6 protein-coding genes are annotated in these 9,111 nt (G+C 40.7%); 2 read left to right on the top strand and 4 right to left on the bottom strand.

Going from position 1 to position 9,111, the window contains the following annotated elements; translation table 11 throughout:
- Positions 1–181: hypothetical protein (locus B5F91_RS15335; protein ID WP_204244704.1), on the top strand; the 181-nt coding region annotated here is incomplete at its 5' end.
- A gap of 154 nt (positions 182–335) precedes the next feature.
- A complete protein-coding gene (locus tag B5F91_RS14465) occupies positions 336–3,347 on the top strand; it encodes a hypothetical protein (protein ID WP_087429733.1) in 3,012 nt (1,003 codons plus the stop codon).
- Positions 3,348–3,483: 136 nt separating this feature from the next.
- On the opposite strand, the gene B5F91_RS14460 is transcribed toward B5F91_RS14465, so the two are convergent.
- The 4 genes from B5F91_RS14460 to B5F91_RS14445 are packed head-to-tail and all read right to left on the bottom strand — an operon-like array spanning position 3,484 to position 8,828.
- Positions 3,484–4,857 carry a tetratricopeptide repeat protein gene (locus B5F91_RS14460; protein ID WP_087429732.1) on the bottom strand — a complete coding sequence of 458 codons (1,374 nt, stop codon included), beginning with the start codon at positions 4,855–4,857 and terminating at the stop codon, positions 3,484–3,486.
- 16 nt (positions 4,858–4,873) lie between these two features.
- Complete coding sequence (locus B5F91_RS14455; protein WP_087212976.1) at positions 4,874–5,863, bottom strand: hypothetical protein; 990 nt, start codon at positions 5,861–5,863, stop codon at positions 4,874–4,876.
- A complete protein-coding gene (locus B5F91_RS14450; protein WP_144025137.1) occupies positions 5,860–6,990 on the bottom strand; it encodes a hypothetical protein in 1,131 nt (376 codons plus the stop codon). The genes B5F91_RS14455 and B5F91_RS14450 overlap by 4 nt, the downstream gene beginning before the upstream one ends.
- A gap of 5 nt (positions 6,991–6,995) precedes the next feature.
- Positions 6,996–8,828, bottom strand: a complete 1,833-nt coding sequence (locus tag B5F91_RS14445; protein ID WP_158099931.1) for a tetratricopeptide repeat protein — start codon at positions 8,826–8,828, stop codon at positions 6,996–6,998.
- Positions 8,829–9,111 lie beyond the last annotated feature (283 nt).

The raw sequence follows: 9,111 nt of genomic DNA, 5'->3' as shown, positions 1-9,111 counted from the left end.
TTCTCCAAAAAGTTTTTCTTGGCTTGATGTATCCGTTTTCGTGTGTGCTTTGGGCGATTTTTTGGTCCTTTTCGCTCCTGTTCTTCGTCAGATAGCCCGCTATCTTCCTTATCACAGAAGCGAAAATGCCTCAAAAACTCATCCCAAATCATCACACGATAAATTCAAAACAGCTTCTTAATAAAAAAGTACAAATACGCATGGCATAAAAACGGTGGAATCGCTACATATACAAAAAAATGATTATTTTTGCCAAATACTTGCATGGAGTTACAACAAAGTGAAAACCAACAAGTGCCTGCAATAAAAATAAACATCTTAACCCGCCGTAAGCTATGAAATATTTAAAAGTTACACTCATCTCCATCTTAACCGTCATATTGGGTCTCGGTTTATTATCCGTTATTGCATTTGTAGTAGCAAAAACATTCTACCTGACACCTGAAAAGCTGACAAACTTGATAAAACAAGAGGTTAACGAACAGACCAATATCTTGTTTGATTGTCAATCAATCGAACTTAGCTATTGGGATACATGGCCTACCATCTCTATCGCTGTAAAAGAAGGGAAAATCAAATTGCCGGCACGCACTCCACACGATTCCATAAAATATGTTCTGTCTGGTACATTCAAGAAAGCGACCGGCAGCATACAATTCACGCAGTTCCTAAAAAACAGAGAACTGAGCATCAATAACATACAAGTATACCAACCCTATATTCACTGTATAGGCGGGAAAAAGATGTTGCCTATAGTCAAAAAAAAGCCGAACAAGGGTAAACAAAAAGTACACCTGCAAGTAAATAAAATAAAAGTATACGAAGGCAGCTTGTCTTATCTGACTAAAAAAGGGACTACATGGAAAGTCTCACAAGCCTATGCGGAAGCCAAAGGCGAATTGGGTATGCCCGACAAGGAATTCGACCTGACTGTGCAAATCCCCCAAATCTATTCGGACAACAAGGCATTTATCCCCAACAAAAACATATCGCTTACATTAACTTCTCATTGTAACGCTGTCAATAAATTCAAATCCATCACGCTGAATGACGCCAGACTAATGGTCAATGATTTCCCTTTCTCGCTGAACGGCACAATCCATCAGACAGAAAAAGGAAAAGCTCCTGACGTAGACCTCCGTTTCAAGTTATTAGCAGCCGACCTGAAAGACTTAATCGAATTTATCCCCGAAAAATCTATCTCACAATGCAAAGATTATAAGATTAACGGTAAAGTAGCGTTGGAAGGCAGCATCGAAGGAGCGACCAGAGGAGACACTTTGCCTGACATTCAGATAAGCGGATTTATACAAAACGGCTCTTTAATCCGAAAGGATATGCCTTACGGAATTGATAAATTAAGCCTGAATCTTAATTTCAATCACCTGCAGGACAAACCGGATTCTTCTTTCCTTGCCATAGACAATCTAAATGCTGAAGGATTAGGCAGTAAAATCAATATGAGGTGCATGATTTCCAACCTCTTAACCAATCCTTACATTGCAGCCGACATCTTAGGGAATTTAGACTTCAACCGATTCAGCAAAGAATTCTTGCCTGAAAATACCACCCAAATGGAAGGGAAAGTCAAGATGGATATGGCTTGCGCCTTCTTATGGGACGACGTATTGAAACAAAAATTCCAACAAATTAAAATCCAAGGCGATTTCCAGGCAGACAACATTTCAGCCATTAATGAAAAAGAAAAACTAAATTTATATACGAAAAACGTCAATATCCATATAGGCAACCAAAAAAACAAAAGTGATTTCATTAAAGAAAACGAAATTCTTAATGGCATTATTGACATCGACACGCTTCACGTAGTCTATAAGCAAGCGACAAACCTCAATCTGTCGCAACTCCACATACGCACCAATACGACCCTGACTCCAAACAAAGAAGCGATACAACCCATTACCGCCCATGCCGAATGTAGCAACCTACGTGCCCAAACAAACCAAAAACAATGGATAGCGGGAAATAACATCGAAATACATGCCGGAAGCAAGGCTTCACCCTCCAACCCGCTGAAAGAAGAAAGGGCCTTGGTCGTAAAGGCCGATATGCTCAGATATGTAGATACGGGACAACAACATGCCGCTATATTGAGAAACAGCAATTTCATAGCTGAATTCAGGCCCTCATCTCATCAAGGCAGGACATGGGACATCAAAGGAATCATCGAACTGAAAAATTCACAGGTCTATACAGCTTTATTCCCGCTGAAAATAAATATACCCAAAGGATTCCTGCATTTTCAAAATGACCAATTTTCATTAAACCGCTTCGAAATACAAGCCGGAAAATCGGATTGTTTCTTATCCGGTTCATTGGCTGCCGACTCCCAAACAAAAGAACTGGAAGGTTCGTTGCAAATGTCCGCGCAATATATCGACTATGACGAACTCTACCAAACGTTTCTATACGGGAAAGCAAACAACCAAAAGAAAGAAACAAGAAACATACAAGACCTCACCATCGATAATTTTGAACAAAAAATACAATCCATTAAAAAAGAAACCACCATTACCGACCGCAGCATCTATCTGCCGAAAAACCTTTCACTGAATATCCTTTTCGATATCGATGAAAGCAATTACAAAGAAATGAGCCTGCAACAAATCAAGGGAAACATCACACTAAAAGAGCAAAAGGCTTTAGCCGATTTCTCTACCAGAACAAATTTAGGCAAAACAGCCATCCATCTGCTCTACGACAGTCATCAAAAAGATAACATAAAAACTGTTTTCGATATCAACCTGGAAGATATTCTGGTAGCGCAAATCCATAAAGTCATCCCTACCATAGGCACGATGCTCCCTTTAACCAAATCAATGGATGGACTGGCCGATTGCCATGTCACTGCCTTTACCCAACTGGACAACCAAATGTTGCCAGTCTTAGCCTCAACCAAGGCTATCTGTACCTTCAAGGGACAGAAATTAGTAGTTTTAGACAACAAGACTTTTAATGAAATAGCCAAACGATTCCGATTCAAAGACAGAACGAACAAAGTCATCAACCAACTGGAAGCCAACATTGTAATGAACAACGGAAAAATCGAAGTCATCCCATTTGCTGTCGAATGGGACCGATACAAAGCTATCATAGGAGGAAACCACGGGATAGACATGAATTACAATTACCACATTGATATGCTAAAGTCACCCATCCCGATAGACTTTGGAATAAAAATCACAGGCAACGATGGCGACCTCAAATTTAAAATCAGCAAGTGTAAATACAAGAATCTATTTAAAAACGAAAATGTACAATATAGTAAGGAAGTAAACCAGAAGATACGCCAAACACGCCAAAGTATCGCTGAGTTAATCAAACTATAATTCTTTGATATTGCCTTCTGCCAAAATGTTTACTTTTCCTTCCGGCAGGACAGGATTCTGCTGGTGAACTCAACCAGACAAAAAGGGCTGACTCCGCAAATAAAGCCAGCCCTTTTTGTTTTGCTCCCAACAGGAATCAATAACAGAAACCAATACCGATAGCGTGACGGGTCCTGCTGAACTTATCTTCGTATTCTTTCGATACAGAGAAACGATATTGGAAGGTATAACGCAGTACTAAAATATTAAAAATCTTACCGGCAATACCTATCTCCGGAGATATTCCACTGTACACCTTAAAATCGGGCTTATTCTCTTCTTCACCATAAACAGGCAATTCTTCATCCATGGCGGTACTTGTACTTTCTTCCGGCTCGAAATAACGATTGCCCTCACTATCCACAAATTCACCGACACCCGTATAACCAACGCCAAAGAAAATCCAGACAGGATATTTCTTCACCGGATTGACCGTCCAACCAAATGAAACGTTAAATTCGGCTTCATCTACCTCATTATATGATTTCTGCATCGCCTTAAAAAGATCCGGATTAAAGCTCAAACTAAAATAGCCGCCTACCCTGCTTTTATAAGTACCGGTAGTAATACCAATAGGAGCACTTTTACTCCATTCGTACAACCAAGCACGCGCACGCTGCTTACGGCTATACACATCTTTGCGCAACGCTTTCAAGTTCGCACTTGCAAGAACCGCATTCTGGCAATTGGCGTCGACCACTTTCTGATACAGGGCTATCGCCTTTTCATACTCCCCTTCATAGCGGTAGGCCTCTGCCGCATCATAATTCTTCTGGCAATCAATATTATAATTACGAGTACAATCAAACAATCTTGAAGATGCACTTTCATCAGAAGGATTCAATGCCAGGACTCTGCCATAATATTCTTTTGCCAATTCGTAATCCATCAATTCGAATGCCGACTCTGCCTTACTTTTATAAGATGAAATAGAATCGATATTCGCAATCAACACATCCAGCCCTGAATTTTCGGGACAGTCAGAACATTCCTGGGCAATGGCATATTGTTCTCTTGCTTCCGAATACATCGCTTGCTGGAAATATTCTGTTCCCCGCTTACGATATTCATAATAACACCCATAAACAAATTCTACATCCGGGTCTATCAACTGATAACGTTTTAATTCCTTCGGATTCAATTCCGCCATAATCGTTACAGGAGCATATCCATCGGCCCTGATTGTCAACTTACGCCCACGATAGCGCTTGCCTGTTTCAAACCGCAGATAATAAAAAATTTCTTCTCCCTTATCTTCCGTATTATATACATCAACAACCTTATCATGCGATGACTCAATAGTCAATTTAATATTAGCAGGACAAGAAATCACAATACCTGCCTCCGTATCCTTCCCCGAAAACACATCACGAGGCTTAGTGATATCTTTTATTTCCAAACTCCGCTGGCCAAAAGCTGACGCTATGGCCAATACTAATCCACCTAACAACAAGAACAATTTCTTTTTCATAATTTAATCATATTGGTTAATCGTTTACTAAAGAGCGAACTATATCAAAATCTCCCAGATTGAACACTTCCTCACGAGCCAACACTTTTCCATCCAATTTCTCTGGCTGCCATGTACGAACCTGAATCAACGGATGCATTTCATCCTGAAAATCTATCATCAGAAAAATAAAACCGACATCACGGTATCTGTCAGAATTCCATTCTTGCTTCAACGTGACTCCGTAAATATCAGTCAGTTTCGGATGCTGGATGACTTCAACCTCATCAAACAACACATTGATATATTTATTCGATTTGAAAACTTTTTTCAAATTCGAAATATATTCTTTCTTCGTACGTTTTTGATAGACTATCTTCTCGCGGCTCAAAGCACGCATGGCATAATCCGACTTCGGCTTCTCACGAATGACCTTTCCCGTAAGAATCAACGCATTGTCACTGAATACAGATTCGATATACGACAAATCCTTCCGGTTATAAGCGGTTCTGTAATTTTCCACAAAATCTATAATCACCTGACGACGATATAAATCCTCAACAGATTCATGCTCGGCAATAATATCTTTATACCTATGTTCTTCAAGGGCTATCGAAATATTATCAATCAAACCAGAAGAAGTAAAATGAAGCACCAGTTCCTGGTCTTGTTCCCCTTCGGCAGCCGCCATCATAGTCACTGGAATATTCCTCACTTGATATCCTTCCGAAGTTTGCAAACAAACTTCCTCCACCGTAGATACCGGACAAGACATGGGACTCATTTTCCACATTTCTTTCAGCACCTCCTCGGCGTCCTTCGTCAATCCTTCTTCAATATCGGGCTTTTCCCCTTCCATCACAGCTACATTGCAAGCCTTCAAAAACAAAGATACATTATTCTCCATAACAGCTTTCAAAGAAGCATTATCCAAACCATCGGTAATAACAAGCTTCGTATCTTCTAACTGAGCAAAAGAAAACAATGGTATCAACACGAATAATAAAATCAACTTAACCTTTTTCATTGTAATAACGTTTTAATATATTGTTGCGGTATATTGGAATAAAAATCAGCTTTCAACACCGGATTCGTGGCAAATAATTGCTTCGCGTCCAGCGATACTTTCAACAAATGAATGTAATTCAGTTTCTTATGGCTGAAAACCACTATGGTTTCTAAATTCCCTTTCCTGTTATATCCCGTATAAGAATAGGTGATAAAATCATCGGCAAAACATTTTAGAAAATTCAGAAGAGGTATGGTGATTTCCGGAGTAAACTGCCCATACTTACGATGGGTAATCAACAGGAATTTTCCTTTTCCGTTCAGATAAGTCTGAAACAAATTATTAGCCGAATATTCTACATATTCCTTCTGAAAAAGCGGAACATATTGATTTCCGTTCCACACATAATACCGATTGGAAGACAGAGGCTGAACCGCAAACACTTCTCCCTTATTCACCCATACCTTTCCTCCTTCAATCGGCTGCAAATTCTGCTTATCTACCGGTTTGTCAACCAGCGTCGCGGTATCAAAAACCGCTACCTGCAATTGATGATAGACATTATCATCAGACTCTTTCTTGTCTGTCCCGTCTATCAGTTCCCGATACAAAGGAAACGACATACTTAGCGTGTGATGTCCGAACTTCCAATAAGCTTCCGCCTGCTTATCCTTATGCCGCAAAGAAAAGTTCACAGGCATTTCCATCAGTTCCAGCATATTGCTTAAAGACATCATATTCCCTTTACCATAAGCCTTACCATCCAAAAACAAACCGATATGGTATTCCGTCAGTTTCCGCTGTACCGACTGGTTGCTTTCTTGCAACAGCAGCTCAAGCAAACAACGCTCTAAGAAATTACAAATACTTTTATCCAAAAGAAGTTTTGTCGCATCACTAAACAAAGACAATCCGATATGGGACACTTCTTTCCGGTCGTTAAAAAGAAACACCAACGATTTGTTTTTAATCACCTGAGGCACAGCTATTATCGTATCACGGTCCGGAATCTGCCGCATCGGCAACAAGGAGGCCAATTGCTTTATTTTCCGACTTGCAAAACTTACATCAGCCTTTCCATTGCCTGCGTTTGCACAAACAACAGAGACCAAACATAAAAAGAAAGCCACTAAAACCCTCCGCATAAGCTCTATTTTTTAGCGTGAATAATCGATTTTATCTGTTTCTTTATTGAAGAGTATCCCTTCAATATTGAATTATCCGCATCCATTGACCTGCGCAACCATTCTTTGGCTAATTTAAAATCGGGCTGGACACCTTCACCGCGCAAAAACATCTGGTAAATCTCATACATAGCCTTTACATTTTCTTTGGCCGCAGCCTTTTGCAGATATTCCATCGCTTTCTTATAATCCCGTTCCACCAGTATTCCTTTACGGTAAAAACTTCCCATATCAGCCAAAGCGTCCGGATAAGACATCGATACAGCCTGCTTATAATAATTCAAGGCTTTCACCGTATCCTGCTCCACGCCTAAGCCTTCATTATACAACCATCCCAAACGGAAAGCCGCATACGGGCAACGGCGCAACATCGCTTTCTGATAACATGCCAACGCCTTCGAGTAATCGGGGGTCATCCCGTCTTCCGACTCCCAATACGAATCTCCACACAGCACCAACGCATCTGTATACCCCGATTCATAGGCACGCATAAACAAATCACGGGCTTTGTTCAAATCCTTTTCTACTCCATAACCGTCCTGATACAACAAAGCCAGATTCAAAGTCGCAAAGAGGTTGTTCTTCATCGATGCTTCCATAAAATAAGATAGTGCCATTTTCATATTGCGATGCGTACCTACTCCCCACATGGAAAGGCATCCTAAATCATTCAAGGAAGACACATTATCAGAATCAGACGCACGTCTTTTTTGGTTATAGATTTCGCAAAGTTCGGGCATACTTGACAACTCCACATCAGAAGGTTGCACATACGTAAAGCCGAGATAATCATCGGGTGCCTTAAAGAGTTCGCACGTATGGCTCAAATCCGACAAATAGCCTCCATTTGAATGAGCGTCATACATCCGCGTATTCACTCTTCCTTCAAGCTTCATGCCGTCAAACTTCAAAGTAAACACATAAGCATGTATGATTTTAGGTTCAACCCAAGCGGCCGAATCCAGGGCAACCGTATCCATTGCCAGTGCCGTAGAATCTTCTTTCCGCTTCCTATCATTTCCTCCCATCAGGCTGCCCAAATCAAAACTCAAGATGTCATCTATGATAGTAGACAGGGCATCCGTTTTTCCGTCCTCTTTCTCCGACGGCAAAAGGTCTTTCTTCTCTTCTATCTCGAAAGAGAACACCAAGCTGTCTCCTCGTTGCATACCTTTCGCTTTAAGCCCGGAAGCATTAGCCAACCAGATATCTTTCTTTTTCATATAAGCACTATCGGTCAGTTGCATCCACATGGCATTATCCTCCGCGTAAATATCAAAAATCCACATCTCCCGGCCATCAAAATTCAACTCATCCGAAGCCCAACGTCCCAGCAATCTCGAATCGATGGAAGCTACAATGTCTTGTTCGGCCGGCATCACTCTTGGTATCGTTACCACCGTATCTTGAGGAGACGCTACTTTTTCCTGTACTTTTTCCACTGCCACAGAAGCAATCTCACCAGAAGTTACAGGCAACACCACGGCAGGTTCGGGTTGCTTGATTTCAATAGGACGAACCCCTTCCCCCTTTTCCGCCAAAGCGGTAAGACGGCTTATTTCCGATTTCAAAGCTTCAGCATCCGATGCTTCCGGTTTTAATCTTAAGTAATTAGAGAAGCAGATGCAAGCCTTTTTTAACGAAACGGCATCTGCTTTGGCCGCATATAATTTCCCTAACTTCAAATAAGGATCCGGCAAACCGGGCGAAAGTTTCAATACAGAAAGATAAATGTCAATGGCTTTATCTGTGTCATTAGCTTTCTGAGCCACATTCGCCTGATAAAACAACTTCAGCAACTGCTCTTTCGTTACATGTTGGGCACAAATATTGTGACAAAAACATACAATCAAAATCCCAACTAACCAACTTTTAATAGTCTGACCACTCATAATTAGCATAATTATTTATTTGGCAAATATATTGATTTTTAAATAAAAACGCACAATCAAATGCCAAAATAATTACACAGCCCCACGGCTCTTTCATTTAAAACAACCTCTATAATCCTTGTTATTCTCCGAAAAACCATTATTTTTGCGCACAGCGATGCAGGAAGCACCGCTTCCGGTGTTTCTTTTT

Source organism: Bacteroides sp. An322 (assembly GCF_002161765.1).
Lineage (GTDB): Bacteria > Bacteroidota > Bacteroidia > Bacteroidales > Bacteroidaceae > Phocaeicola > Phocaeicola merdavium.
Note: the sequence above shows the minus strand (reverse complement) of the source record. Positions and strands in the feature narration are given on the sequence as shown.